Origin of the sequence: Streptomyces sp. NPDC058671 (genome assembly GCF_042716475.1) — a bacterium.
Classification (GTDB): domain Bacteria; phylum Actinomycetota; class Actinomycetes; order Streptomycetales; family Streptomycetaceae; genus Streptomyces.
In genome coordinates this window covers 49,537-75,273 of the sequence record NZ_JBHXSA010000031.1, presented here as the reverse complement: position 1 = coordinate 75,273, position 25,737 = coordinate 49,537, and the positions used below count along the sequence as shown (strand labels likewise).

The 25,737-nt window shown below is 71.7% G+C and carries 22 protein-coding genes and 2 tRNA genes; 5 read left to right on the top strand and 19 right to left on the bottom strand.

What is annotated here, in order from left to right:
* Positions 1–78: 78 nt before the first annotated feature.
* Together dnaJ and hrcA are read right to left on the bottom strand one after the other, a co-directional pair.
* The gene (gene dnaJ / locus ACFWV2_RS29720; RefSeq protein WP_360784171.1) at positions 79–1,218 is read right to left on the bottom strand and encodes a molecular chaperone DnaJ; all 1,140 of its coding nucleotides are present in this window, start codon (positions 1,216–1,218) and stop codon (positions 79–81) included.
* Positions 1,219–2,238 (bottom strand): heat-inducible transcriptional repressor HrcA, encoded by a 1,020-nt coding sequence (gene hrcA / locus ACFWV2_RS29715; RefSeq protein WP_360784174.1) that lies wholly within the window; start codon positions 2,236–2,238, stop codon positions 1,219–1,221.
* Between the two features lie 148 nt (positions 2,239–2,386).
* Here hrcA and ACFWV2_RS29710 point away from each other — a divergent pair, with 148 nt between their 5' ends.
* Both ACFWV2_RS29710 and ACFWV2_RS29705 read left to right on the top strand, forming a co-directional pair.
* Entirely contained in the window at positions 2,387–3,115 is a 729-nt protein-coding gene (locus ACFWV2_RS29710; RefSeq protein WP_384409582.1) for an MBL fold metallo-hydrolase, read from the top strand.
* A gap of 10 nt (positions 3,116–3,125) precedes the next feature.
* Positions 3,126–3,929: a DUF3097 domain-containing protein gene (locus tag ACFWV2_RS29705; RefSeq protein WP_384409580.1), complete on the top strand. Its 804-nt coding sequence runs from the start codon at positions 3,126–3,128 to the stop codon at positions 3,927–3,929.
* 59 nt (positions 3,930–3,988) lie between these two features.
* Here ACFWV2_RS29705 and hemW read toward each other — a convergent pair whose 3' ends face one another.
* The 3 genes from hemW to lepA form a co-directional block, all read right to left on the bottom strand.
* Positions 3,989–5,221, bottom strand: a complete 1,233-nt coding sequence (gene hemW / locus ACFWV2_RS29700; RefSeq protein WP_384409578.1) for a radical SAM family heme chaperone HemW — start codon at positions 5,219–5,221, stop codon at positions 3,989–3,991.
* An 80-nt stretch (positions 5,222–5,301) separates the two neighbouring features.
* Entirely contained in the window at positions 5,302–7,173 is a 1,872-nt protein-coding gene (locus ACFWV2_RS29695) for a long-chain fatty acid--CoA ligase (RefSeq protein ID WP_360784185.1), read from the bottom strand.
* Between the two features lie 237 nt (positions 7,174–7,410).
* Positions 7,411–9,276, bottom strand: a complete 1,866-nt coding sequence (gene lepA, locus ACFWV2_RS29690; protein ID WP_360784188.1) for a translation elongation factor 4 — start codon at positions 9,274–9,276, stop codon at positions 7,411–7,413.
* 183 nt (positions 9,277–9,459) lie between these two features.
* On the opposite strand from lepA, the gene rpsT reads away from it, so the two are divergent.
* On the top strand, positions 9,460–9,726 hold the full coding sequence (gene rpsT / locus ACFWV2_RS29685) for a 30S ribosomal protein S20 (protein WP_384409575.1): 267 nt from the start codon (positions 9,460–9,462) through the stop codon (positions 9,724–9,726).
* 393 nt (positions 9,727–10,119) lie between these two features.
* Here the strand turns inward: rpsT and holA are convergent, their stop codons facing one another.
* Positions 10,120–11,112 carry a DNA polymerase III subunit delta gene (holA, locus tag ACFWV2_RS29680; protein ID WP_384409573.1) on the bottom strand — a complete coding sequence of 331 codons (993 nt, stop codon included), beginning with the start codon at positions 11,110–11,112 and terminating at the stop codon, positions 10,120–10,122.
* A 33-nt stretch (positions 11,113–11,145) separates the two neighbouring features.
* On the opposite strand from holA, the gene ACFWV2_RS29675 reads away from it, so the two are divergent.
* Positions 11,146–11,406, top strand: a complete 261-nt coding sequence (locus tag ACFWV2_RS29675; protein ID WP_384409571.1) for a hypothetical protein — start codon at positions 11,146–11,148, stop codon at positions 11,404–11,406.
* A gap of 23 nt (positions 11,407–11,429) precedes the next feature.
* On the opposite strand, the gene ACFWV2_RS29670 is transcribed toward ACFWV2_RS29675, so the two are convergent.
* The 6 genes from ACFWV2_RS29670 to ACFWV2_RS29645 all read right to left on the bottom strand — a co-directional run bounded on the left by ACFWV2_RS29670 (position 11,430) and on the right by ACFWV2_RS29645 (position 20,073).
* Positions 11,430–13,925 (bottom strand): ComEC/Rec2 family competence protein, encoded by a 2,496-nt coding sequence (locus ACFWV2_RS29670; RefSeq protein WP_384409569.1) that lies wholly within the window; start codon positions 13,923–13,925, stop codon positions 11,430–11,432.
* Positions 13,922–14,956 carry a helix-hairpin-helix domain-containing protein gene (locus ACFWV2_RS29665; RefSeq protein WP_384409567.1) on the bottom strand — a complete coding sequence of 345 codons (1,035 nt, stop codon included), beginning with the start codon at positions 14,954–14,956 and terminating at the stop codon, positions 13,922–13,924. Before ACFWV2_RS29665 ends, ACFWV2_RS29670 begins: the two co-directional genes overlap by 4 nt.
* 108 nt (positions 14,957–15,064) lie before the next feature.
* Positions 15,065–15,910 (bottom strand): DegV family protein, encoded by an 846-nt coding sequence (locus ACFWV2_RS29660; protein ID WP_384409565.1) that lies wholly within the window; start codon positions 15,908–15,910, stop codon positions 15,065–15,067.
* A gap of 49 nt (positions 15,911–15,959) precedes the next feature.
* Entirely contained in the window at positions 15,960–16,712 is a 753-nt protein-coding gene (locus tag ACFWV2_RS29655; protein ID WP_384409563.1) for a hypothetical protein, read from the bottom strand.
* Between the two features lie 123 nt (positions 16,713–16,835).
* Entirely contained in the window at positions 16,836–19,712 is a 2,877-nt protein-coding gene (gene leuS, locus ACFWV2_RS29650) for a leucine--tRNA ligase (protein ID WP_384409561.1), read from the bottom strand.
* A 288-nt stretch (positions 19,713–20,000) separates the two neighbouring features.
* Positions 20,001–20,073: transfer RNA gene (locus ACFWV2_RS29645), tRNA-Ala, on the bottom strand.
* 124 nt (positions 20,074–20,197) lie between these two features.
* Here ACFWV2_RS29645 and ACFWV2_RS29640 point away from each other — a divergent pair.
* Positions 20,198–21,418, top strand: a complete 1,221-nt coding sequence (locus ACFWV2_RS29640; protein ID WP_384409559.1) for a glycosyltransferase 87 family protein — start codon at positions 20,198–20,200, stop codon at positions 21,416–21,418.
* Here ACFWV2_RS29640 and ACFWV2_RS29635 read toward each other — a convergent pair.
* The 7 genes from ACFWV2_RS29635 to nadD all read right to left on the bottom strand — a co-directional run bounded on the left by ACFWV2_RS29635 (position 21,397) and on the right by nadD (position 25,700).
* Positions 21,397–21,630: a hypothetical protein gene (locus ACFWV2_RS29635; RefSeq protein WP_015033559.1), complete on the bottom strand. Its 234-nt coding sequence runs from the start codon at positions 21,628–21,630 to the stop codon at positions 21,397–21,399. The two genes, ACFWV2_RS29640 and ACFWV2_RS29635, sit on opposite strands and share 22 nt — an antisense overlap.
* A 3-nt stretch (positions 21,631–21,633) precedes the next feature.
* Positions 21,634–21,834 carry a hypothetical protein gene (locus tag ACFWV2_RS29630; protein ID WP_384409595.1) on the bottom strand — a complete coding sequence of 67 codons (201 nt, stop codon included), beginning with the start codon at positions 21,832–21,834 and terminating at the stop codon, positions 21,634–21,636.
* 135 nt (positions 21,835–21,969) lie between these two features.
* Positions 21,970–22,042 (bottom strand) — tRNA-Ala (locus tag ACFWV2_RS29625).
* A 95-nt stretch (positions 22,043–22,137) separates the two neighbouring features.
* Positions 22,138–22,791 (bottom strand): histidine phosphatase family protein, encoded by a 654-nt coding sequence (locus ACFWV2_RS29620; RefSeq protein WP_384409593.1) that lies wholly within the window; start codon positions 22,789–22,791, stop codon positions 22,138–22,140.
* Positions 22,788–23,255: a ribosome silencing factor gene (gene rsfS / locus ACFWV2_RS29615; RefSeq protein ID WP_360785023.1), complete on the bottom strand. Its 468-nt coding sequence runs from the start codon at positions 23,253–23,255 to the stop codon at positions 22,788–22,790. Before rsfS ends, ACFWV2_RS29620 begins: the two co-directional genes overlap by 4 nt.
* 83 nt (positions 23,256–23,338) lie before the next feature.
* The gene (locus ACFWV2_RS29610) at positions 23,339–25,060 is read right to left on the bottom strand and encodes an LCP family protein (RefSeq protein ID WP_384409557.1); all 1,722 of its coding nucleotides are present in this window, start codon (positions 25,058–25,060) and stop codon (positions 23,339–23,341) included.
* Between the two features lie 19 nt (positions 25,061–25,079).
* The gene (gene nadD, locus ACFWV2_RS29605) at positions 25,080–25,700 is read right to left on the bottom strand and encodes a nicotinate-nucleotide adenylyltransferase (protein ID WP_360784220.1); all 621 of its coding nucleotides are present in this window, start codon (positions 25,698–25,700) and stop codon (positions 25,080–25,082) included.
* Positions 25,701–25,737 lie beyond the last annotated feature (37 nt).

Here is a 25,737-nt window from a genome sequence, read left to right as displayed (position 1 = left end):
GGGGGGGGGGGCGTGCGGGGGGGGGGGCGGGGTGGGGGGCCGCCCCCGGGCGGGGGGGCCCCCCCCCTTCCGTACCGATCAGACCCGCCCGTTGAACGCGTCCTTCAGCCGCGAGAACAAGCCCTGCTGCCCCGGCTGGAACTGGCCGGTGGGCCGTTCCTCGCCGCGCAGCTTGGCCAGTTCGCGCAGGAGCCGTTCCTGCTCGGCGTCGAGCTTGCCGGGGGTCTGCACCTCGACGTGCACGATCAGGTCGCCCCGGCCGTTGCCGCGCAGATGCGTGACGCCGCGGCCGTGCAGCGGGATCGACTGGCCGGACTGGGTGCCCGGCCGGATGTCGATCTCCTCGACGCCGTCGAGGGTCTGCAGCGGCACCTTGGTACCGAGCGCGCCCGCGGTCATCGGGATCGTGACCGTGCAGTGCAGGTCGTCGCCGCGCCGCTGGAAGGTGTCGTGCGGGGTCTCGTGGATCTCCACGTACAGGTCGCCGGCGGGGCCGCCGCCGGGGCCGACCTCGCCCTCGCCCGCGAGCTGGATCCGGGTGCCGTTGTCGACACCGGCCGGGATCTTGACCGTGAGCGTCCGACGGGACCGCACCCGGCCGTCGCCCGCGCACTCCGGGCACGGCGTCGGCACGACCGTGCCGAAGCCCTGGCACTGGGGGCAGGGCCGGGAGGTCATGACCTGGCCCAGGAAGGACCGGGTGACCTGGGACACCTCGCCGCGACCGCGGCACATGTCGCAGGTCTGCGCGGAGGTGCCGGGCGCGGCACCCTCGCCCGAGCAGGTCGTGCAGACGACCGCCGTGTCGACCTGGATGTCCTTGGTGGTGCCGAAGGCGGCCTCGTTGAGGTCGATCTCCAGCCGGATCATGGCGTCCTGGCCGCGGCGGGTCCGCGAGCGCGGGCCGCGCTGCGACGCCGTACCGAAGAAGGCGTCCATGATGTCGGAGAAGTTGCCGAAGCCACCCGCCCCGAAGCCGCCCGCGCCGCCTCCGCCCGAGGCCGAGAGGGGGTCGCCGCCCAGGTCGTAGACCTGCTTCTTCTGCGGGTCCGAGAGGACCTCGTAGGCGGCGTTGATCTCCTTGAAGCGTTCCTGCGTCTTGGGATCGGGATTGACGTCCGGGTGCAGCTCGCGGGCGAGCCTCCGGAACGCCTTCTTGATCTCGTCCTGGGAAGCGTCGCGGCGCACGCCGAGTACGGCGTAGTAGTCCGTGGCCACTTACGACTCCGCCAGGATCTGTCCGACGTAACGTGCCACTGCGCGTACCGCTCCCATCGTTCCGGGGTAGTCCATGCGGGTCGGTCCGACCACGCCGAGTTTGGCGACTGCCTCGCCGCCCGAACCGTAGCCGACCGAGACGACGGACGTGGAGCTCAGCCCCTCGTGGGCGTTCTCGTGCCCGATGCGTACGGTCATGCCCGATTCCTTGGCCTCGCCGAGCAGCTTGAGGAGCACGACCTGCTCCTCCAGAGCCTCAAGGACGGGCCTGATCATCAGGGGGAAGTCGTGTCCGAAGCGGGTGAGATTGGCGGTGCCGCCGATCATCAGCCGCTCCTCGTGCTCCTCGACCAGGGATTCGAGGAGGGTCGCGAGCACGGTCGAGACCGTGGCGCGGTCCTCGACCTCCTCGAAGGACTCGGGGAGGTCCTGCACCAGCTGCGGCACGTCGGCGAACCGCCGGCCGACGACCCGGCTGTTGAGCCGGGCCCGCAGATCGGCGAGTGAGGACTCGCCGAAGGGCGCGGGGCAGTCGATGAGACGCTGCTCGACGCGGCCGGTGTCCGTGATGAGCACCAGCATCAGGCGGGCGGGGGCCAGCGAGAGCAGCTCCACGTGCCGGACGGTCGAACGGGTCAGCGAGGGGTACTGGACGACGGCGACCTGACGGGTCAGCTGCGCGAGCAGCCGGACCGTGCGGCCGACGACGTCGTCCAGGTCCACCGCGCCGTCGAGGAAGTTGTGGATGGCCCGGCGCTCCGGCGTCGACAGCGGCTTGACGCCGGCGAGCCGGTCGACGAAGAGCCGGTAGCCCTTGTCGGTCGGGATCCGGCCGGCGCTGGTGTGGGGCTGGGCGATGAAGCCCTCCTCCTCCAGCACGGCCATGTCGTTGCGCACGGTGGCGGGCGAGACGCCGAGCTTGTGGCGCTCGGTGAGCGCCTTGGAGCCGACGGGCTCCTCCGTCCCCACGTAGTCCTGGACGATGGCGCGCAGGACCTCGAGCCTGCGTTCGCTGAGCATCGTGGCGCACCTCCAGCTGTCGACGTCGTTACGGTTGCTCCGCTTTTGGCACTCACCCTGTTCGAGTGCCAGCGATTCCCCGGCCAGTGTACGGCGGCGGGCGTCGCTCCTGGCAAGGCGGCGGGGCCCCACCGGCTAGCGTCGCCGTATGGACGTGGATTGGGAAGCGTACGGGTGGGAGCGGCTCGCGGACGGGGTGGGCCGGCGGCGGCTGCCTGGATGGGACGCCACGGTCGGACTGGTACTGGGCGAACGGGCGGTGCTGCTGTACGACACGGGCTCCTCGCTCGCGGAGGGCGCCGAGCTGCGGACGCAGATCGCTGAGCTGACGAACGACCGGAGAGTGACGCACATCGCACTGAGCCACCCCCATTTCGACCATGTGCTGGGCACCGCGGCCTTCTCGGGCGCGGAGGTCTTCGGCGCGGTCGGCTCCGACGCGCTGCTCGGCGGGGCAAGGGCTCAGGAGGCGCTGCGCGGTGACGCGGTACGGCACGGGCTCGACCCGGCGGCGGCCGCGGAGGCCGTGGACGTGCTGGTGGCGCCGCGGCACGTGGTCTCCGGCGAGTGGACGCTGGACCTGGGGGGCCGGCAGGTCCTCCTGGCGAACGTCGGCCCCGGCCACACGGGCCACGACCTGGTGCTCCTGGTGCCGGGCGGCCCGGAGGTGGTCTTCTGCGGCGACCTGGTGGAGGAGTCCGGCGAGCCGCAGGCGGGCCCGGACGCGATCCCCTCCCGCTGGCCGGACGCCCTGGACCGGCTGCTGCGGCTCGGCGGCGAGGAGGCGGTGTACGTACCGGGGCACGGGGCGCTGGTGGACGCCACGTTCGTGCGGGCCCAGCGCGATGAACTGGCACACCGCTTCCACGTCGCCTAACGTCACCGCAATGCGCAGCTACAACCCGGATCTGACGCCGTCCTGGAAGAAGCCGAAGCCCGTCCCGGAGGTTCCGGCCGAGCGTGACCTCGTCGTCGAGGAGGTCACGACGGGCTTCTGCGGGGCGGTGATCCGCTGCGAGGCGGGCACCGTGACCCTGGAGGACCGCTTCGGCAAGCACCGGGTCTTCCCGATGGACCCGCGCGGTTTCCTCCTGGAGGGCCGGGTGGTGACCCTGGTGCGACCGGTCGCCGCTCCCGCCCGCCCCGCCCGTACGGCTTCGGGCTCGGTCGCCGTACCGGGCGCACGCGCGCGTGTTGCGCGGGCGGGCCGGATCTATGTGGAGGGCCGGCACGACGCCGAGCTCGTGGAGCGGGTCTGGGGCGACGACCTGCGGATCGAGGGCGTGGTCGTGGAGTACCTGGAGGGCGTCGACGACCTGCCGTCGATCGTGGCGGACTTCGCCCCGGCGCCGGACGCGCGCCTGGGGGTCCTGGTGGACCACCTGGTCCCGGGCTCGAAGGAGTCCCGCATCGCGGCCCGGGTGACCTCCCCGGACGTCCTGGTCGTGGGCCACCCGTACATCGACGTCTGGGAGGCGGTGAAGCCCTCCTCCCTGGGCATCCCGGCCTGGCCGACGGTCCCCCGAGGCCAGGACTGGAAGACGGGCGTCTGCCGGGCCCTCGGCTGGCCGCACGACAACACGGGCGCGGCCTGGCAGCACATCCTGTCGAGAGTCACCTCGTACAAGGACCTGGAACCGGAGCTCCTGGGCCGAGTGGAAGAACTGATCGACTTCGTGACGGCGCCGTAGACGACCGCCGCCGGGGGCGCCCCGCGCCCTCGGCGCGGGCGTTCGCCCCGCGCCTGACCTCAGTCCACCAGGTCCCGGACCACCGCGTCGGCGAGCAGCCGGCCCCGCAGGGTCAGCACGGCCCGCCCCTCGCCGTAGGGCCCCGCGTCGAGAAGCCCGTCCGCCAGCGCCCGCGCGGCTGCGGCAAGCCCGGCAGGCCGCAGCAGTGACAACTCGACCCCCTCCCGCAGCCGCAGTTCGAGCAGCACCCGCTCCACCCGCCGGTCCTCGTCCGACAGCAGCTCACGCCCCGCGCCCGGCGACTTCCCGCCGGCCAGCGCCGCCGCGTACGCGCCCGGGTGCTTCACGTTCCACCAGCGCACCCCGCCCACGTGGCTGTGCGCGCCGGGGCCCGCGCCCCACCAGTCCGCGCCCCGCCAGTACAACTCGTTGTGGAGGCAGCGCCCGGCCTCGGAGGTGGCCCAGTTGGACACCTCGTACCACTCGAATCCGGCCTCGGCGAGAACGGAGTCCGCGATCAGGTACCGGTCGGCGTGCACGTCGTCGTCGGTCATCGGCACCTCGCCGCGCCGGATCCGGCGGGCGAGCTGCGTCCCCTCCTCGACGATCAGGGCGTACGCGCTGACGTGGTCCGGGCCGGCGCCGATCGCCGCGTCGAGCGAGGCCCGCCAGTCGTCGTCGGACTCCCCCGGCGTGCCGTAGATCAGATCCAGGTTCACGTGCTCGAACCCGGCGGCCCGTGCCTCGGCGACGCACGCCTCGGGGCGCCCGGGCGTGTGCGTCCGGTCGAGGATCCTCAGGACGTGCTGCCGGGCGCTCTGCATCCCGAAGGAGATGCGGTTGAAGCCGCCTTCCCGCAGTTCCGCGAGGTACGCGGGGGTCACGGACTCCGGATTCGCCTCGGTCGTCACCTCGGCGTCGTCCGCGAGCCCGAACTCGTCGCGGACGGCTCCCAGCATCCGTACGAGATCACCGGCGGCGAGCAGCGTCGGCGTGCCCCCGCCGACGAACACGGTCCGCACCGGCCGGGGGTCGTCGCCGAGTACCTTCCGGGCGAGCCGGATCTCCTCGGCGACCTGGTCGGCGTAGTTGTCCCGGGAGGCGAGCACGCCCCCGGTGCCGCGCAGCTCGCTCGCCGTGTACGTGTTGAAGTCGCAGTAGCCGCACCGCGTGGCGCAGTACGGCACGTGCAGGTAGAACCCGAGGGGCCGCTCGGCCGCCCCTTCCAGGGCGTGCGCGGGCAGCGCCCCGGTCTCGGGCACGGTCTCACCATCGGGCAGTACGGAAGGCATGAGCCCCATTGTCCCGTACTGCCCGAGGTGGACGTCCGGCCTGTGGACGACGGCCGGGGGAAAAGCGCCGTGCGCGGCGGTCAGGACTCCCGGGAGCCCGCGTACATCTCCTCGATGAGGTCCTTGTACTCGCGCTCCACCACCGGCCGCTTCAGCTTCAGCGACGGGGTCAGCTCGCCGTGCTCGATGTCGAGGTCCCGGGGCAGCAGCCGGAACTTCTTGATCGTCTGCCAGCGCTGGAGGCCCTCGTTGAGGCGGTCGACGTAGCCCTGGATCATGGCCACCGTCTGCGGGGCGGCGACGACCTCGGCGTACGACCTGCCCGCGAGGTCGTGATCGGCGGCCCAGCCGAGGAGGGTGGGCTCGTCGAGGGCGATCAGCGCGGTGCAGAAGTTCCGGTCGGCGCCGTGGACGAGGATGTTGGAAACGAACGGGCAGACGGCCTTGAACTGGCCCTCGACCTCGGCCGGCGCGATGTACTTGCCGCCGGAGGTCTTGATCAGGTCCTTCTTGCGGTCGGTGATCCGGAGGTAGCCGTCGGCGGACAGCTCGCCGATGTCACCGGTGTGGAACCAGCCGTCGGACTCCAGGACCTCGGCCGTCTTCTCGGGCAGGCCGTGGTAGCCCTCCATGATGCCGGGGCCGCGCAGCAGGATCTCGCCGTCGTCGGCGATGCGGACCTCGGTGCCGGGGAGCGGCTTGCCGACGGTGCCGGTGCGGTAGGCCTCGCCCGGGTTGACGAAGGAGGCGGCGGAGGACTCGGTGAGCCCGTAGCCCTCCAGGATGTGGATGCCGGCGCCGGCGAAGAAGTAACCGATCTCGGGGGCGAGCGCGGCGGATCCGGAGATGCACGCGCGCAGGTTGCCGCCGAAGGCGTCACGGATCTTGGAGTAGACGAGGGCGTCGGCGATCTTGTGCTTGGCGGTGAGGCCGAAGGGCACGGAGGCGGTCCCGGTGCGGCGGAAGTTGTCCTGGCCGGCCTTGGCGTAGTCGCGGGAGACGCCGGCCGCCCACTGGAAGATCTTGTACTTGGCTCCACCGGCGGCGCGGGCCTTCGCGGCGACGCCGTTGTAGACCTTCTCGAAGATGCGGGGCACGGCGGCCATGTAGGTGGGCTGGACCACGGGCAGGTTCTCGATGATCTTGTCGACGCGGCCGTCGACGGCCGTGACATGTCCGACCTCGATCTGGCCGGAGGTGAGGACCTTGCCGAAGACGTGCGCGAGCGGCAGCCACAGGTACTGGACGTCGTCCTGCGTGACGAGACCGGTGGCGGCGATGGCCTTCGCCATGTACGACCAGTTGTCGTGCGGAAGACGCACGCCCTTCGGGCGGCCCGTGGTGCCGGAGGTGTAGATGAGGGTCGCGAGCTGGGTGGGGGTGATCGCCGCGACCCGCTCCTTGACGGCCTCCGGGTGCTTCTCCAGGTACGCCCGGCCGCGCGCCTCGAGCTCGGCCAGGGAGAGGACCCACTGGCCGTCGCTCTCCACGCCCGTGGCGTCGATGACGATCACGTGGTGGAGGTTCGGCAGGTCGGCGCGGCGCTCCACGGCCTTGGCGAGCTGCGCCGCGTCCTCGGCGATGAGGACCTTCGACTCGGAGTCGGAGAGGATGAACGCCGACTCCTCGGCGTTGGTCTGCGGGTAGACCGTGGTGGTCGCGGCGCCCGCGCACATCACGCCGAGGTCGGCGAGGATCCACTCGACGCGGGTGGAGGAGGCGAGGGCGACCCGCTCCTCGGACTGCACGCCGAGGTCGACGAGGCCGGCGGCGATCGCGTAGACCCGCTCGGCGGCCTGACCCCAGCTGAGCGACTTCCAGTCGTCCGGGCCGGAGGCGGCGGGCACCGGATAGCGGTAGGCCTCCGCGTCCGGAGTCCGCTCGACGCGCTCAAGGAAGAGGGTCGCCACGGAGGGCGGCCGGTTCTCGATCTGGGTCTGTGTGTCGCTCACGACGTCCTCCGGGCGGCGGCGGTGCCTGCTGGTGGTTCGTAACTAACTGGCGAGTAACCTTCGAGCCGGGATCAGAGTAAGGCGCCGAGGACCGGCGCGTAAGGGTCTACAGGGCGTCGCTTCATAACGAACGGGCCCACGCGCATCCGCACGTAGGCCCGTTCATTGCACAGGACAGGTACTTTCGGCTCCCCCGCAGCCCCGGCCCGCTTTCCCTCTTCGTCCGACGCCCTCCGGCTACTTCTTCTTGCTGGAGGACTCGTCGCTCGACAGCACGGCGATGAAGGCCTCCTGGGGCACCTCCACCGAACCGACCATCTTCATGCGCTTCTTGCCTTCCTTCTGCTTCTCGAGCAGCTTCCGCTTACGGGAGATGTCACCGCCGTAGCACTTGGCGAGGACGTCCTTGCGGATGGCGCGGATCGTCTCGCGGGCGATGACCCGGGAGCCGATCGCGGCCTGGATCGGCACCTCGAAGGCCTGCCTCGGGATGAGCTCGCGCAGCTTCGCGACGAGCCGCACACCGTAGGCGTACGCGGCGTCCTTATGGGTGACGGCGGAGAACGCGTCGACCTTGTCGCCGTGCAGCAGGATGTCGACCTTGACGAGGCTGGAGGCCTGCTCGCCGGTGGGCTCGTAGTCCAGGGAGGCGTACCCCCGCGTCTTGGACTTCAGCTGGTCGAAGAAGTCGAAGACGATCTCCGCGAGGGGCAGGGTGTAGCGGATCTCGACCCGGTCCTCGGAGAGGTAGTCCATGCCGAGCAGCGTGCCGCGACGGGTCTGGCACAGCTCCATGATCGCCCCGATGAACTCGCTGGGGGCGAGGATCGTGGCGCGTACGACGGGCTCGTACACGTCGTTGATCTTGCCCTCGGGGAACTCGCTCGGGTTGGTGACCGTGTGCTCGCTGCCATCCTCCATGACCACGCGGTAGACCACGTTGGGGGCGGTGGCGATCAGGTCGAGACCGAACTCGCGCTCCAGGCGCTCGCGGATCACGTCCAGGTGGAGCAGGCCGAGGAAGCCGACGCGGAAGCCGAAGCCGAGCGCGGCGGAGGTCTCCGGCTCGTACACGAGCGCGGCGTCGTTGAGCTGGAGCTTGTCGAGGGCCTCGCGGAGGTCCGGGTACTCCGAGCCGTCCAGCGGGTAGAGGCCCGAGAACACCATCGGCTTCGGGTCCTTGTAACCGCCGAGGGCCTCGGTGGCGCCCTTGTGCAGGGAGGTGATCGTGTCACCGACCTTGGACTGGCGGACGTCCTTCACACCGGTGATGAGGTAGCCCACCTCGCCGACGCCGAGACCGTCGGACGGCGTCATCTCCGGGGACGAGACACCGATCTCCAGGAGCTCGTGGGTGGCGCCGGTCGACATCATCTTGATGCGCTCACGCTTGTTGAGCTGGCCGTCGATCACTCGTACGTACGTCACCACGCCCCGGTACGAGTCGTACACGGAGTCGAAGATCATCGCGCGGGGCGGGGCGTCGGCGACACCGACCGGCGCCGGAACGTCCCGGACCACCCGGTCGAGCAGCGCCTCGACGCCCATGCCGGTCTTCGCGGAGACCTTGAGGACGTCCTCCGGCTGGCAGCCGATGAGGTTGGCGAGCTCCTCGGAGAACTTCTCCGGCTGGGCGGCCGGCAGGTCGATCTTGTTGAGGACCGGGACGATGGTGAGGTCGTTCTCCATCGCCAGGTAGAGGTTCGCCAGCGTCTGCGCCTCGATGCCCTGCGCCGCGTCGACCAGCAGGATCGTGCCCTCACAGGCCGCCAGCGACCGCGAGACCTCGTACGTGAAGTCGACGTGGCCGGGGGTGTCGATCATGTTCAGGATGTGCGTCTCGCCCTGAGCCGGTCCCTCGGTCGGCGCCCACGGCAGCCGGACCGCCTGGGACTTGATCGTGATGCCCCGCTCCCGCTCGATGTCCATGCGGTCGAGGTACTGGGCACGCATCTGCCGCTGGTCGACCACACCGGTCAGCTGGAGCATCCGGTCGGCGAGCGTGGACTTGCCGTGGTCGATGTGCGCGATGATGCAGAAGTTGCGGATCAGAGCCGGGGCGGTACGGCTCGGCTCGGGCACGTGGGGAGGAGTCGCGGGCACGCAGGGTCTCGTCTCGGGGCGATGTCGGATCGATACGTAGGCTCCATGGTCCCATGCCCGCCGCCCTGCGCCCGGTTTGGGCGGGCCCCAGAGCGGCTGATACTGTGGACAGCTGTGTCTCGTGTGCCCTCTCAGCCCGCGAGGCGCATCCAGAAGGAACACCGAACCTGTAAAGGCTCTTTCGTGGCGAACATCAAGTCCCAGATCAAGCGGAACAAGACCAACGAGAAGGCGCGCCTGCGCAACAAGGCCGTCAAGTCGTCGCTCAAGACCGCGATCCGCAAGGCCCGTGAGGCTGTCGCCGCCGGCGACTTCGAGAAGGCCACCGTTGCCGCTCGTGCCGCCTCGCGTCAGCTCGACAAGGCTGTCTCGAAGGGTGTCATCCACAAGAACGCCGCCGCCAACAAGAAGTCGGCGCTGGCGATCAAGGTTGCCGCTCTCCAGGGCTGAGCTCTGATGTGACGGCCGTACGGGACTCAGCGGGCCCTCTCTCCCGCTCCCGCCCGGCCACCCAGGACTCGCACGCGGACGCGTTCGCCACGCGGGTGCGAGCCCACCCAGCTTGTACGTCGAAGGCCCCGCCGCCTCCTTCCCCAGGAGCCGCCGGGGCCTTCGGCGTATGGGGGGTGGGGGGCGGCTTAAGGCTGTGGGGAGCGGTCGAGGCCGGTCGCGGCCGGGCGTCGTCGCGCGGTCGAGGCCAGCCGTCCAGGCAGGTAGTCGCAGGCGGGCGTCATGGCATGCAGTCGCGGGCAGGCGTCATCGCAGGCCGCCGCAGGCAGGCGTCAACGCAGGCCGCCGCGGCCAGGCGTCATCGCAGGCCGCCGCCTCCGGCGGGAGGCCGTCCTACTCCCCGCGCCGCATCCTCGCCGCCCGCGCCACCGCGACCACCGCCTTCTCCAGGGCGTACTCCGGGTCGTCCCCGCCGCCCTTCACCCCCGCGTCCGCCGCCGCGATCGCCCGCAGCGCCAGCGCCACCCCGTCCGGGGTCCAGCCCCGCATCTGCTGCCGGACACGGTCGATCTTCCAGGGCGGCATGCCCAGCTCCCGCGCGAGGTCGGCGGGCCGGCCCCCCCGCGCCGACGACAGCTTGCCGATCGCCCGGACACCCTGCGCGAGCGCGCTGGTGACGAGCACCGGCGCCACCCCGGTCGAGAGCGACCAGCGCAGGGCCTCCAGCGCCTCCGCCGCCCGCCCCTCGACCGCGCGGTCCGCGATGTTGAAGGAGGAGGCCTCGGCGCGGCCCGTGTAGTACCGCCCGACGACGGCCTCGTCGATGGTCCCGTCCACATCGGACGTGAGCTGCGCGACCGCGGACGCGAGTTCCCGCAGATCACTGCCGATCGAGTCGACGAGCGCCTGGCAGGCCTCCGGAGTGGCCGCGCGGCCGAGGGTGCGGAACTCCTGCCGTACGAGCGTCAGCCGCTCCGCCGGCTTCGTGGTCTTCGGGCAGGCCACCTCCCGCGCCCCCGCCTTGCGCGCCGCGTCGAGCAGACCCTTGCCCTTGACGCCGCCCGCGTGGAGCAGGACGAGCGAGATGTCCTCGATCGGATCGCCGAGGTAGGCCTTGACGTCCTTGATCGTGTCGGCGGAGAGGTCGTGGGCGTTCCGCACGACCAGCACCTTGCGCTCGGCGAAGAGCGAGGGGCTGGTGAGCTCCGCCAGCGAGCCGGGCTGGAGCTGGTCGGGCGTGAGGTCGCGCACGTCCGTGTCGGCGTCGGCGGCGCGGGCGGCCGCCACCACCTCCTGGACGACGCGGTCGAGGAGCAGGTCCTCCTGCCCCACGGCGAGCGTCACGGGACCGAGGAGGTCGTCGGGTGAAGTCTTTCTGGTGGCCATCGCGCTCCAGCATCCCACGGGTCACTGACAGCGATGCCCGAGAATGGCGGGGTGAGTGAACGACACGTACTGGTACTCCCCGACCGCGACTCCGCCGAGGAGGTCGTCGGGGAGCTCCCCGACCGTTTCGGCGTGGCCGAGGAACCGCTGCTCCTCCGGGACGCCCTGGCCGGGGAGGACGACGCCGAGGACGCCCAGTGGCTGGTGGTCGTCGAGGACCCGGAGGGCCGCCTGGACCCGACGGCACTCGACGGACTGGCCGCCGAGTACGACGGCTGGCTGGAAGCCCCGTGACCCGCCGACCGTGCCCCTCGTCCTCACCCTCCTCCCGGTACGGCCATCAGCCCGCGCCCCGTCCCCGCCACCGCGATCGCCCCGTCCCGGTCGGTCCTCAGCACCTTCGCCCCGCCGGCCCGCAACGACTCCACCGTCCTGGGCGAGGGATGCCCGTACGGGTTGTCGCGCCCCGTCGACACCAGTGCGAGCCGGGGCCGTACGGCCCGTATCAGCCCCGGATCCTGGTGGGCCGATCCGTGGTGGGCCACCTTCAGGACGTCCACCGGCCCGAGATCCGGGTGGGCCAGCAGCAGGGCCCGCTGGGCCGGCGGCTCCAGGTCGCCGAGCAGCAGCAGGGTCACCCCGCCGGCGGTCCGGACGAGCAGCGTGACACTGGCGTCGTTCGGCCCGGCCGACGTCACCCCTGCCTGCGCGACGGGCCAGAGCACGCGCCATTCCAGCACCCCCACCCTCCGCCGCTCCCCCGGCCCCGCCCGGATCAGCGGCACCCGCGCGGCCGTCGCCGTCCGCCGCACGAACCGGGCCTGGGCGGGCGGCTCTTCGAGCCCCGTCGTCTGGATGGCCCCCACCGACCGCCCCCGCAACACTCCCGGGAGGCCGGCCACATGGTCGGCGTGGAAGTGCGTCAGCACCAGCAACGGCACCCGCCGCACACCCAGTTCGCGCAGGCAGCGGTCCACGGACACGGGGTCCGGGCCCGCGTCCACCACGACGGCCGTGTCCCCGCCCGCCGCGAGCACCGTCGCATCACCCTGCCCCACCTGACACATCGCGAACACCCAGTCCGGCGGCGGCCATCCGGTGACCCACCGGACGAGCGGCACCGGCCGCACCACCACGAGCAGGAGCACCACGGTGACGAGCACGCTGACCGGCCCCCGGTATGACAACCTGCGCATCCCGAGCACCACCAGGGCGGTGAGCAGCGCGAGGGCGAGGCCGCCCCACCACCCGCCGGGCCAGCTCAGCTCCGCCCCCGGCAGAGCCGCACCGGTACGCGCCACCCAGGCGATCCACCCGGCCGGCCATCCCGCCACCCACGCCAGGCCCTCCGCGGCCGGTTCCCAGACCGCCGCCAAGGCGAGCGCGGCGAAACCGAGCACCGTCGCGGGTGCCACCGCGAGCTCGGCGAAGAGGTTCGCCGGGATGGCGACCAGGCTCACCCGGGCGGCGAACACCACCACGACCGGAGCGCACACCGCCTGCGCCGCCAGGCAGGCGGCCAGCGCCTCCGCCAGCCCGCCCGGCACCCGGCGCCGCCGCAACGCCTCGCCCCACCGCGGGGCGACCGTGAGCAGGGCCCCGGTGGCCAGGACCGACAGCAGGAACCCGTAACTGCGCGCGAGCCAGGGGTCGTACAGCACGAGGAGCAGGACCGCGGCGGCCAGCGCGGGGATCAGCGATCTCCGGCGGCCGGTGCCGATCGCGAGGAGCACCACGAGTCCACAGGCCGCCGCACGCAGCACGCTCGGATCGGGCCGGCAGACGACCACGAACGCCAGCGTCAGCGCTCCCCCGGCCAGCGCGGTGACCCGCAGCGACATCCCCAGCCGGGGCGCGAGCCCGCCCCGCTCCACCTGGTGCGCCCTCCCGGGCCGGCCGACGAGCAGGAGCAGGACGATGGAGAGGTTGCTTCCTGAGACGGCGAGCAAGTGGGTGAGGTCGGTGGCCTGGAAGGCGTCCCGCAGCTCGGGCCCGATGCGCGAGGTGTCCCCCACCACGAGGCCGGGCAGCAGGGCCCGCGCGTCCGGTTCGAGACCGTCGGTCGCCCGCCGCAGGCCGGCCCGGAGCTCCCCCGCCGTCCGCTGCACCGTTGTCGGAGGGCCGACGATCCGGGGTGGTCCCGCCCCGTCGACCTTGAGCACCGCCGCGAAGGGATCGCCGGGGCGCGACGGCGGCGCGAGTCGGGCGCCGACCCTCAGCCGCGTGGAGGGCAGGAGGCGCAGCCACTCCTCCCGAGCCTCCCCCGGCGGCACGAGGAGCAGAACCGGCGCCCGCGTCCGGTGGACCGCGCCGTCCCTCCTCTCCACCCGGGTCACCTCACCGTCCAGGACAACGGAGACCGGGACCGTCTCGCTGCCCTGGACCCGCGGCCGGGTGAGCCGCGGGTCGGACGTCACCGTCACCTCCAGCTGCGCCCGCGCGTACTCCCGCGCCAGCGTCGGCACGGGGCCCCGCCGCAGGTCCGCAGCGTGCAGCCCCGCCGAGGCCGCTCCGGCCGCGGCACACAGCAGGACCCCCGCACAGGCGGTCGCCCGCAGCCGCCACCCGGGCACCCCCCGCACGACGCCCGCGCCACCGACCCAGCGGGCCGCGGCCGGTGTCAACAGGACGGTGGCTCCCGCCAGACAGACCGCGACACCGGCCACCGTCCACCAACCGGTGACGCCCACCGCACAGGCCGCCGCCGCCCAGGCGGCCACCGCGAGCGGCACGAGCCGGAGATCCGTGGGTCCCTCGTCCCAGGGGTGCTCGGGGGCCTGCCGCTCCTCCTCCGCCGTCTCGCCGCGGCTCACGGCCGGACCAGCGGTTCGAGATCGGCGAACCTGCGCTCGCCGATGCCGTTGACCTCGCGCAGTTCCCCGACCGACCGGAAGCCGCCGTGCTCCGTGCGATGGTCGACGATGTGCTTGGCCAGGACCGGGCCCACGCCCGGGAGGGTGTCGAGTTGCTCCACCGTGGCCGTGTTGAGGCTCAGGGGCACCGACGGCCCGCCGCCGACCGCTCCGCTAGCCGGACCCGAGCCGGCGCTGGTACCGGTGCCGTTGCCGAGACCGCCCGCCGATGCCCCCGGAAGGCCGACGAGGACCTGCTCACCGTCGAACAGCACGCGGGCCCGGTTGAGCCCCGTGAGATCCGTGTCCGGCTTCACCCCGCCCGCGGCGCGCAGCGCGTCGGCCACCCGGGAGCCGGCCGGCAGGCTCAGGACCCCGGGCCTGCGCACCTTGCCCCCGACGTCGACGATCACCTTCGACCCGGCCGACGCGGACGCCGCCCCGGGCCCCGGCGCCGGCCCGGCCCGCGTGGCAGGCGCGGCCGCCACGGGGACGGCGCGGACGAGCTCGGGCGCACGCACCTGCTCCGGCCGCCCCGCCCAGAAGTAGCCTCCCGCGAGACCCCCGGCCACGACCAGGACCACCGTCAGCGCGGCCAGCGCCCTGGGTTCGAGTCCGCACCGCGTCTGCACCCACACCGGGGTCCGCTCGCGCAACGCCGCCGCGAGCCGCTCCCGCGTCCCGACCGGGGAGCCGCGCTCCGGCGCCTCGGGGACCTCCGGCGCCTCCCGGCCCCCCGGTGGTTCCGGCAGCGACGGCTCGGCAGCCGCCGACGGGAAGAGTGCGTCCCCCCGGCGCCGTACCAGAGCCTCGGAAAGCGGGGCGGCCCTCCGGACCCGGGCCCGCCTCCTGGCGCGCCCGGAAGACGCGTCACGCGCCCCGAGGCGGCTCCGCCCGTCGGAACCCCGCGCCCTGCCGGGTCCGCTGGACGGAGTGCCCGTCATGCGCGGGACGTCGGGAGTGGTCGATGCGATGCGTGTACGAAGAGTCATGTGGCCGACGGTAGGGATCCCCGCCGACCCGTGCGGGGCTCACGCACGTTCCGTGGATGGGCTCCGGCCTGTGGAAAACCCCGTCACCCTCCCGGGGGACAGAGCGGCTCAGCGGGGCGAGACGACGACCGCGAGAAGTCCGGGGCCGGTGTGCGCGCCGATGACGGCACCCACCTCGCTGACCTGGATGCGCACCGTGCCCGGCACCCGCTCCTCAAGCCGGTCGGCGAGGGCTGCGGCACGTTCGGGTGCGGAGAGGTGGTGGACCGCGATGTCGACGGCGCCGGAACCGGCGCGCTCCACGGCGATCTCCTCAAGTCGCGCGATGGCCTTCGAGGCCGTCCGCACCTTCTCCCGGAGTTGGATGCGCCCGCCGTCGAGTTCGAGGAGCGGCTTGACGGCGAACGCGGAACCGAGCAGCGCCTGCGCCGCCCCGATGCGCCCGCCGCGGCGCAGATGCTCCAGGGTGTCCACGTAGAAATAGGCGGAGGTGGCCTCCGCGCGCTTCTCGGCGGCCGCGACCGCCTCGTCGAGCGAGCCGCCCGCCTCCGCGACCTGCGCCGCCGTCAGCACGCAGAAGCCCAGCGCCATGCCCATCATGCGGGTGTCCACGACCCTTACGGGCAGGGGGGCGTCCTTGGCGGCGAGTACGGCGGCGTCGTAGGTCCCGGAGACCTCGGCGGAGAGGTGGAGCGAGACGACGCCCCGCGCCCCGGCTTCGGCGGCCGCGCGGTAGGCCTCGGCGAAGATCTCGGGACTCGGCCGGGAGGTGGTGACGGACCGCTTCTTCTGGAGGGCCTCGACCAGGGCCCTGGCCGAGATCTCGGTGCCTTCCTCAAGGGCACGGTCGCCGATGACGACGGTCAGCGGGACCGTGGTGATGGCGTGCCGCTCCCGCGTCTGGCGTGGCAGGTAGGCCGTGGAATCGGTGACGATCGCGACATGCCGGGACATGAGCGGGAGGTTACCCGCCGAGGCCGCCGCTCGGCAGCCCGGCCCCCCGTCACGTGGTGGTCTCCGGGCGGGCCGACTTCTCCCAGGGGTAGGCGGTCCGGCGGGGATCGGGCGCCGTGATCGCGGACGGCTCGCTGCCGGCCCCCGGGCCGCCCTGCTCCGACTGCCCGGCCGCCCCGGCGGGACGCCCCCAGGCCTCATCCGCGGGAGTGGCTCGGGAAGCGGTCCCCTGCGCCGGCTCGCGAGTGGTCTCCGGGTCGGTCCAGTGGCGCAACGCGCCCGCCTCGACGTCGATCTGGGCGCTGAGCGACGACAGGTCGTCCTCGGCGAACTTCAGGGCCCGCTCCCGGGCGGCCCGGCGCAGCGCGTCGGCCGAGCTGGTGATCCGCTCGGTCCGCGCGGTGAGTTCGGGGAGCTGCCCGGACACGTACGCCCGTTCGGGCTCCCGCTCAAGTCGTTTGAGATCGTCGTCCAGTTCGAGCCCGTGCCCGCTGAGCCGGTGGAAGAGGTCGAGCGACTCCTTCAGCGAGGCGTCCTGGCCGACACCGGCCTGCAGCGCCTCCTGGGTGGCCCGCATCGAGGTCCGCAGCGACAGGCGCAGTCTGGCCAGCTCACCGGCGACCCCGGTCTGGCCGAAGCTCTTGGCCCGCAGCGTGGTGTCCTCGACCGTGCGGCGTGCCTGGTCGAGGGTCCGGTCCACTCCCCGCTTGGCGGCCTTGGCCGCCTTCACGGTGACGAAGACGCCGAGCGCCACGAAGGACAAGAAGAGCAGCGCCATGATCGTGATAATCGCGGCATCCATGTGTGCCCCTCCGGCGTCGGTCGAGTCCCCACGGTTGTGGTTCCTCCAAGGTAAACGGAACGGGCAGGCTGCGGGTTCCATCGGAACCCCCAACCTGCCCGTAGGGGAAACCCCTATGTCCCACTAGTCGGCGACGATGTTGACCAGCTTCGGTGCCCGCACGATGACCTTGCGGATCTCCGCGCCACCCAGCGCCGCGACCACGTGCGGGTCGCCGAGCGCCAGGGTCTCGAGCTCGGCGTCCGTGATCGACGGCGAGACCTCCAGACGGGCCTTGACCTTGCCCTTGATCTGCACGACACAGGTCACGGTCTCGTCGACGACGTACGCCGGGTCGGCGACCGGGAAGTCCTGGTGGACGACCGAGTCGGTGTGACCGAGCCTGCGCCACAGCTCCTCGGCGATGTGCGGGGCCAGCGGGGCGACGAGCAGCACCAGCTGCTCGGCGACCGGCCGGGAGAGCGGACCGCCGGACTTGGTCAGGTGGTTGTTCAGCTCGGTGACCTTGGCGATGGCGGTGTTGAAGCGCATGGCCGCCATGTCCTGCGAGACGCCGTCGATCGCCTTGTGCAGGGCGCGCAGCGTGTCCTCGTCGGCCTCGGTGTCGACGACCGTGACCTCGCCGGTCGACTCGTCGACGATGTTGCGCCAGAGCCGCTGGAGCAGCCGGTACTGGCCGACGACGGCGCGCGTGTCCCAGGGACGGGACACGTCGAGCGGGCCCATCGCCATCTCGTACAGACGCAGGGTGTCGGCGCCGAACTCGGCGCAGATCTCGTCGGGCGTCACGGCGTTCTTCAGGGACTTGCCCATCTTGCCCAGGACGCGGCTGACCTTCTCGCCCTGGTACCAGAAGCCGCCGTCGCGCTCCTCGACCTCGGCGGCCGGCACGGCGATCCCGCGCGCGTCCCGGTAGACGAAGGCCTGGATCATGCCCTGGTTGTACAGCTTGTGGAACGGCTCGGCCGAGGAGATGTGCCCCAGGTCGAAGAGCATCTTGGACCAGAAGCGCGCGTACAGCAGGTGCAGCACGGCGTGCTCTGCGCCGCCGACGTACAGGTCGACGCCACCGGTCGGCATGCCCTCGCGGGGGCCCATCCAGTACTGCTCGACGGCCGGGTCGACCAGCTTCTCGGAGTTGTGGGGGTCGAGATAGCGCAGCTCGTACCAGCAGGAACCGGCCCAGTTGGGCATGGTGTTGGTCTCGCGGCGGTAGCGCCGCGGGCCGGCGCCGTCGCCGAGGTCCAGGGTGACGTAGACCCAGTCCTCGTTGCGGGACAGCGGGGTCTCCGGCTGGGTGTCGGCGTCCTCCGGGTCGAAGGTGCGCGGCGAGTAGTCCTCGACCTCCGGCAGTTCCAGCGGCAGCATCGACTCGGGCAGCGCGTGGGCGACGCCGTCCTCGTCGTAGACGATCGGGAAGGGCTCGCCCCAGTACCGCTGGCGGCTGAACAGCCAGTCGCGCAGACGGAAGTTGACGGTGCCCTCGCCGATACCGCGGTCGGCCAGCCAGGCGGTGATCTTCTCCTTGGCGTCGACGACGCCCAGGCCGTCCAGGGAGATGTCGTCGTTCGCGGAGTTGACCAGCTTCGCCTCGTACGAGGCGAAGGCGTCGTCCCACGCGGACGGATCGGTGCCGCGGCCGTCGCCCGGTTCCACGACACAGCGCATCGGCAGCTCGAAGGCGCGCGCGAAGGCGAAGTCGCGACTGTCGTGCGCGGGGACGGCCATGATGGCGCCGGTGCCGTAGCCCATCAGGACGTAGTCGGCGATGAAGACGGGGACCTGCTCGCCGCTGACCGGGTTGGTCGCGAACGCGCCGGTGAAGACGCCGGTCTTCTCCTTGGCGTCGGCCTGCCGCTCCACGTCGGACTTGGAGGCGGCCTGCTTGCGGTAGGCGTCGACGGCCTCGGACGGGGTGGCGTGTCCGCCGGTCCACACGTCGTGGGTGCCCTCGGGCCAGGTCGCCGGGACGATCTTCTCGACCAGGTCGTGCTCGGGCGCCAGGACCATGTAGGTGGCGCCGAACAGGGTGTCCTGGCGGGTCGTGAAGACGGTGATCGCACCGGCGTCACCGACCTGGAAGTCGACGCGGGCGCCCTCGGAGCGGCCGATCCAGTTCCGCTGCTGCAGCTTGATGGCCTCGGGCCAGTCCAGCGCGTCCAGATCGTCGAGCAGGCGGTCCGCGTAGGCGGTGATCCGCATGTTCCACTGGCGCAGCTTGGACTTGAAGACGGGGAAGTTGCCGCGCTCGGAGCGCCCGTCGGCGGTGACCTCCTCGTTGGCCAGGACCGTGCCCAGACCGGGGCACCAGTTGACGGGCGCGTCGGAGGCGTACGCCAGGCGGTACTCGCCCAGGACGTCGGACCGCTCGGCGGCGCTCAGCTCGCTCCACGCGCGCGTGGTGCCCGGGACGTCACGCGTGCCGTTCTCGAACTGCTCGATCAGCTCGGCGATCGGACGGGCCTTCCCGGCCTCGGCGTCGTACCAGGAGTTGAAGATCTGCAGGAAGATCCACTGGGTCCACTTGTAGTACTCCGGGTCGATCGTGGCGAACGACCGGCGCTTGTCGTGACCCAGGCCCAGTCGGCGCAGCTGGACCTTCATGTTCTCCATGTTGGCCTCGGTGGACACACGCGGGTGCGTGCCCGTCTGCACCGCGTACTGCTCGGCCGGCAGGCCGAAGGCGTCGAAACCGAGGGTGTGCAGCACGTTGTGGCCGGTCATGCGCGCGTGGCGGGCGAAGACGTCCGTGGCGATGTAGCCGAGCGGGTGGCCGACGTGCAGGCCCGCACCCGAGGGGTACGGGAACATGTCCATGATGAACTTCTTGGGCCGGGCGGCGATCGCGGGGTCGCCCGCCAGGTCACCGGTGGGGTTCGGGGCCTCGTAGGTGCCCTCGGCGTCCCAGAAGTCCTGCCAGCGTGCCTCGATGTCGGCGGCCATGGCCGCCGTGTAGCGATGCGGGGCCGCCGTTTCGGCAGCCGTATTGATCTCGGTCATGGTCCTTGAAGCTCCATCGATCGTCTCTGCCTACTGCCACGGACTGCCGTGAAATGAAAAAACCCCTCGCACAGGAGGGGACGCCGCGCCGACTCCGACAGATGTCTGTCATCCGTCGGGACTGATCAGCGCGGCTCGGTAAGCAGAAGGCGTACGGCACGCATGGCGCCAGGGTACCGCAGGGCCCGAGCGGGCCGCACCGGCGTTCCACGGGGCGGCGTCGGGACGACGACGGACGGGGCACACGAAGAAGCGGGCCACCCGATCCGGGTGACCCGCTTCTTTTTGTGGAGCTAAGGAGAATTGAACTCCTGACCTCCTGCATGCCATGCAGGCGCTCTACCAACTGAGCTATAGCCCCTTGCCTGTTTCCGTCTCCGCTCCGGTTTCCCTCGCGGCGACAGACAGAACATTAACCGGCGGCCCGGCAGATCTCCAAATCGATTCTCCGGGCCCTCCTGACCTGCCCGGTAGGGTCGCCGACTGTGTCCGTCTCCGTGCTCTCGAAAACCCGCGCCCGGCCGTGGCCCCTCGCCACCGCCGCGGCGGTCTGCCTGCTCTCGTTCGCGGCCTTCTGGGTGGCGCAACGCCTCGCCCACGTGAACATGCTCGACGTGATGGTCTACCGGGCCGAGGGAGAGACGGTCCGGGCCGGCGGCGATCTGTACGCGATGCGCGCCACCTCGGCGAACCTCGGCATGACCTATCCGCCTTTCGCGGCCCTGCTGTTCGTCCCGCTGACCCTGGTCGGCGTTCCGCTGATGCGGACGCTGAGCACGGCGGGGAACCTGCTGCTCGTCGTCGCCCTGGTCCAGCTGTCGCTCCAGTTGGTCCGCCCCTCGCTGTCCCGTGTGGATCTGTGGCGTACGACCTTGTGGGTCGCCGCGGTGGTGGTCTGGTGCGAGCCGGTGTGGACGACTCTGCGGTACGGACAGATCAACCTGCTCATAGCGGTGGCGGTGCTCTGGGACCTCACGCGCGCGCGGGGCAGTCGCTGGGCGGGCCTCGGCATCGGTCTGGCGACCGCGGTGAAACTCACACCGGGTCTCTTCGTGGTCCTGCTGCTCGTCGCGGGGCTGCTCCTGTGGCGCCGGGACCGGGCTTGGAACACTTGGCTGCGCACGGCGGTGACGGCGACCGGGGTGTTCCTGGGGGCGACGCTGGCCGTGGTGCTGGTGCTGCCTGCGGACTCGAAGCGGTTCTGGACGGAGACCCTGTTCGAGACGGGCCGGGTCGGCTTCGCCGAGGAGACCGCCAACCAGTCGATCCGCGGGGTCCTCGCCCGGCTGATGCACACCGACGACCCGGGCATGTGGTGGGCGGTCGCCGCGGCGCTCCTGGGCGGCGCGGCCATGGTGCTTGCGGTACGGGCCGCGCTGCGCGACGACAAGGCCGTGGCGGTGGTCGTCTGCGCGTTCACGGCGCTGATGATCAGCCCGATCTCCTGGTCCCACCACTGGGTCTGGTGCGTGCCCCTCCTGATCCTGCTCGCGGACCGCGCCACGCGCGCGTGGCCCGTGACGGGTGCGGTGGCTCTGGCCTTCGCCTCGTTCGCGCTGTGGTGGGTTCCGCACGACCCGGGCCGGCCCGAGCTGGACCAGAACGCGGGCCAGATGATGCTGTCCGCCGTCTATCCGCTGACGGCGACGGCGCTGCTCGTGGGGTACGCGCTGACGCGACGGCGTCAGGCCGTGGCGAAGGAGTAGAACCGCTTGAGGGTGCAGTGCTCGTCGAGGAGCCGGCCGTAGATCGGCTCACCCTCCAGCTCGCGGTACGTCTCGATGGGGTCGCCTTTTATGATCAGCGCCCGCGCGCACTCCTCGCACCAGTACTGGAACCCCGGGTTGACGGGGTCCATGTCGCGCACGATGGGCGTGCCGCTGCCGCACCAGTCGCACTTCCGCCTGTGTGCACCCATCAGTCAGCTCCAGCTGTGGCCGCAGGCCGTGCACCCATAGGACACCCCGCAGTTGTCGCCGAGCACTTGGGCCACCCTCCCGTCCGGATTCCTCGTCCCCCTCCGGCCGTCCGATTCTGCCATGGCCCCGCAAGAGGGTCGGCGTGCTGGAGCCGTCCGGGGGCGATTGTCGGTGCCGCCTCCTACGGGGTGCAGCGACGTGATCCGGCCTGGGAAGCCGGTGAAGACCTTCCGTCACGGGCGGTCGGGCGGGGTCCGGTCGACCTCGGGCTCGTGTCCCCGCATCGGCTGACGGAACGAAGAATCCCGCCCCCTGGTGGGGACGGGATCCGGTGATTGTGGAGCTAAGGAGAATTGAACTCCTGACCTCCTGCATGCCATGCAGGCGCTCTACCAACTGAGCTATAGCCCCTCGTGTTCTTCGCGCTCCGCGCTGCGAACAAGAAGAACTTTAGCCTGTGACCTGCCGGAAAGTGAAATCCGGGTCCGGCAGGCCGGCCGTGGGGTTCAGTCGTCGTCGCCGAGGACCGGCTCGGGCAGCGTGCCCGCGTTGTGCTCCATCAGACGCCAGCCGCGGGCGCCCTCGCCGAGGACCGACCAGCAGCAGTTCGTCAGGCCACCGAGGCTCTCCCAGTGCCGGGAGTCCAGCTCCAGAAGCCGGCCGATGGTGGTGCGGATCGTACCGCCGTGGCTCACCACGACGAGCGTTCCGTCATCGGGGAGCTTGTCGGCGTGCTCCAGGACCACAGGGGCGGCCCGGTCGGCCACCTCGGTCTCCAGCTCGCCGCCGCCCCGGCGCACGGGCTCGCCGCGCTTCCAGGCGGCGTACTGCTCGCCGTACCGCGCCACGATCTCGTCATGGGTGAGCCCCTGCCACTTCCCCGCGTACGTCTCGCGCAGCGCGGAGTCGTGGGCGACGGGGTGGCCGGTCAGCGCGGCCAGCTCGGCGGCGGTGGCCGCCGCCCGCTTCAGGTCGGAGGCGACGATGGCGTCCGGCTTCAGCGCGGCGAGCAGCCGTGCGGCCCGGCGCGCCTGGGCGACGCCGGTCTCCGTCAGCTCGATGTCGGTCGAGCCCTGGAAGCGGCGCTCCAGGTTCCAGGAGGTCTGGCCGTGGCGCCAGAGGACGATGCGGCGGCCTCTGCCGCTCTTGGCGGTGCTCAGCTCAGCTCACCGTCCGCCTCGTCGGGCAGGCCGGCGGCGTGGTCGGAGAGGTCGACGCCGGTCAGGGCGGCGTGCTCGGCGCCCTTGCCGCGCGTCTTCGCCGCGTCCTCGGGCAGCGGCAGCTCGGGGCAGTCCTTCCACAGCCGCTCCAGGGCGTAGAAGACCCGCTCCTCGCTGTGCTGGACGTGGACGACGATGTCGACGTAGTCCAGGAGGATCCAGCGGGCGTCGCGGTCGCCCTCACGGCGGACCGGCTTGGCGCCGAGGTCCTTGTTCAGGCGCTCCTCGATCTCGTCGACGATCGACTTGACCTGGCGGTCGTTGGGCGCGGAGGCGAGCAGGAAGGCGTCGGTGATCGACAGCACATCGCTGACGTCGTACGCGATGATGTCGTGCGCGAGCCGGTCGGCGGCCGCCAGTGCGGCGGCGTTGACGAGTTCGATGGAACGATCCGTGGCGGTCACATGCAGGCTTTCGTCGGCGGTCCAGTACCCCTCCAGGGTCTCACGGACCGCCGACGTGCCCGCCAACGTTTTCCGGAGGGCCGTTACCGGGGGCCCTGGAGCTTGTAGTCCTGGCCCAGGACCACGGTGACCGCGGCGCCGTTCGAGGGCTCGCCCTTGGTGACCGCGCCGGCCGGCAGACCCAGCGTCCTGGCGACTTCGACGGCCGTCGCCTTCTGGGCGTCGTCGGCATAGGTGACCTGCGACGTCTCCCTGCTGGGCGCCTCGGCGCCGCCCACGAAGGCATAGCCCCCGTTGATCAGGACGATCCGGGCGGTCTCGGTCGCCTGCTTCCCGGAACCGTCCCGAATCGAGACCCGGGTCACCTCGCCCGCCTCGGGGGCGGTGACCTTTCCGCCGAGGATGTCCTTCACCACACCGCCGCCTGCGTCCTCGGTCAGCGCGCCGTCCTCGCCGACCGGCAGCAGGGCCGTCTTGTGGTCGCCGATCTTGGCGTGCTCGGCGAGCCTGGCCAGGGAGGCGGCCAGGTCCTTCTCGGGCAGCGAGGGGTCGAGGATCTGCTGGAGGGTCTGGATGGTGACCGTGGCGGCCTCGGGGTCGGAGGAGATCTTCCGCAGTACGCCGTACATGACCTGCCCGAACCGCTGGAGCTGCTTGGCCTCGGCCTCGCCGGGCGCCCGGTAGGTGGCGTACGCGACGGCGGCGCGGCCGTTCAGCGTCTGCTTCTCGCCCTGCCTGACCAGCGGGTCGGCGCCCTTCTCGGCGCCGGGCACGTCCGTGTCGGTGTCCGTCTCGATACCGCTGACGGTCTCGACGAGGTTCTCCAGGTACGGGGTGTCCAGGCGCCAGGTGCCGGTGATCCGGGTACCGAGGAGATTGCCGATCGCCTCCCGGGTCCCGCCGGCTCCGTCGTCCTCGACCGACTTGCCGAGGGTGGTCACGGAGCCTTCCTCGTCGGCGACGACGACGGAGTTGGGGAGCAGGACGGTGGTGCCCTGGCGGGTGGTCGCGTTGTTCACGAGGAGCGCGGTGGAGGTGCCGCCGTTCTTGAGGTCGTGGAGGTGGACGACGATGGTGTCGCGCTTCTGGGGGCCGGTCGCGGTGGTCCCCTTCCGCTCCCCGTCGGACGCGCCGGGGAGCAGGCCGGCGGACCAGAGGTAGCCGACGCCTCCCGCGACGGCGAGGACGAGCACGACGACGAGCGCGACGATCCGGTTGCGGCCGCGCCGACGGGCCTCCTCGCGGCGCTCCGTGCGGCTCTCGGTGAACTTCAGCCAGTCGATGACGTCCTCGGAGTCCTCGTCCGGCTCCTCGATGAACGAGAACTGCTCGGTGCGGTACTCCCGGTCGTCGTCCGCGGCAGGCCGGGCCGGGGTGGACCGCTCGGACGCGGGGCGTTGTCCGGGGACGCCCGCGGGGGCCGCCACGGGGGCGGCCGGAGCCGCGGGGGCGACCGGTGCGGCGGCCTGCGGCGCGGGGACGGACTCGGGCGGGGCGGCCCACTGCTGCCCGGTGTCGTACGAGGGGTAGGCGTAGCCCTGCTGCCCGTACGGGTCGTACTGCGGCTCCTGCTGAGGCTGCTGGTGTTGTTGCTGCGGCTGCTGGGCGTAGGGGTCGTAGCCGTACCCCTGTTGCGGCTGGTGCTGCTGTGCCTGGTGCTGCTGGCCGGCGTAGGGGTCGTACTGCTGCCCCTGCCCCTGCTGAGGTGCCTGCGGCTGCTGGTACACCGGCTGCCCGTACGCGTCGTAGCCGATGATCTGCGGCTGCGGATAGTACGGGTCGTACGGATGCTGCTGATCGTTCACCGGTGCCCCTCCCCGAAGCTCACTCGCCGCGGTACAGCTGGCGCTTGTCGATGTAACGCACCACGCCGTCAGGAACCAGGTACCAGACGGGATCCCCCTGCGCCACCCTCGCCCGGCAGTCGGTGGAGGAGATGGCGAGCGCGGGAACCTCGACCAAGGAGACCCCGCCCTTGGGCAGTCCGTCGTCGGTGAGGTCGTGACCCGGCCGGGTGACGCCGATGAAGTGCGCGAGCGAGAAGAGTTCCTCGGCGTCGCGCCAGGTGAGGATCTGCGACAGCGCGTCGGCCCCGGTGATGAAGAAGAGGTCCGAGTCGGTGTTGAGGGCGCGCAGGTCCCGCAGGGTGTCGATGGTGTAGGTGGCGCCGCCGCGGTCGATGTCGATGCGGCTGACCGAGAACTGCGGGTTGGACGCCGTCGCGATGACCGTCATCAGATAACGGTCCTCGGCCGGCGACACGGCCTTGTCGCTCTTCTGCCACGGCTGCCCGGTCGGTACGAACACCACCTCGTCGAGGTGGAACAGGGCGGCGACCTCGCTGGCCGCCACCAGGTGTCCGTGGTGGATCGGGTCGAAGGTTCCACCCATCACGCCGAGTCGGCGCTTGCCGCGCCCGCCAGTAGGCATTTCCTGCTCTCCCATGCGTGCAGAGCCTACTGGCACGGCAGCGGACGCCCGA